The organism is Methylobacterium tarhaniae (assembly GCF_001043955.1).
Classification (GTDB): domain Bacteria; phylum Pseudomonadota; class Alphaproteobacteria; order Rhizobiales; family Beijerinckiaceae; genus Methylobacterium; species Methylobacterium tarhaniae.
In genome coordinates, this window is sequence record NZ_LABZ01000376.1 from 1 (window position 1) to 621 (window position 621).

The 621-nt window shown below is 68.4% G+C and carries 2 protein-coding genes; both read right to left on the reverse strand.

Annotated elements, in window-relative coordinates:
• Positions 1-128 precede the first annotated feature (128 nt).
• Positions 129-287: a CsbD family protein gene (locus VQ03_RS32410; RefSeq protein ID WP_083468325.1), complete on the reverse strand. Its 159-nt coding sequence runs from the start codon at positions 285-287 to the stop codon at positions 129-131.
• 95 nt (positions 288-382) lie between these two features.
• Positions 383-621: response regulator transcription factor (locus VQ03_RS30090; protein WP_048454610.1), on the reverse strand; the 239-nt coding region annotated here is incomplete at its 5' end.

Consider the following 621-nt stretch of genomic DNA (forward strand, 5'->3'; position numbering starts at 1 on the left):
GCGCCCTGGATCTTGCCGCCGAGTTCCTGGGCGGCACCGGTGATGCGGTCCGTATCGACCATGGGATGACTCCTTGGGTTTCGTTCGGGAGGGGCGGCGCCACCGAGGGCGCCGGGTGACGTCTGGCGTCAGTCCTTGCGAGGCCCGGTCTCCCGCGGGGACCTCACCTCGTCCTTCTGACGCCGGCCCTCGGCCTCGATCCGGACATCGCCGGTGAGCTTGCCGATGGCCTCCTTCACCGAGCCTTTGATCTGCTCGGCGGAAGTCGTTGGTGCGCGCTTGGTCATGAGCACCCCGTAGAGACTGAGAAAGCTCCGACCGGACCGCAGATGTGCGTCCGTCGCGCGCGTTCAATGGTAAGGAAATACTGGTAGCGTAAACGTCAGCTACCAGAGGCCTGGAGCGGGAAGCCGTGCTCCCGCCCCCACAGGATCACCTCCGTGCGGCGATGCACGCCGAGCTTGCGGTAGAGCGCGGCGCCGTGGTTGCGGACGGTGTTGCGCGACAGGCCGAGCTTGCGGGCGATGCCGTCGTCGTCGAGGCCCGAGCAGATCAGGTTCAGGATCTGCCGCTCGCGCAAGGTCAGGTCGGGCACCGCGGCGCCGGGCGCCTCGCGGCCGG

What these genes read in the sequence shown, in the direction of transcription:
- VQ03_RS32410 (WP_083468325.1), bottom strand. Translation starts at nt 287, where the DNA reads ATGACCAAGCGCGCACCAACGACTTCCGCCGAGCAGATCAAAGGCTCG.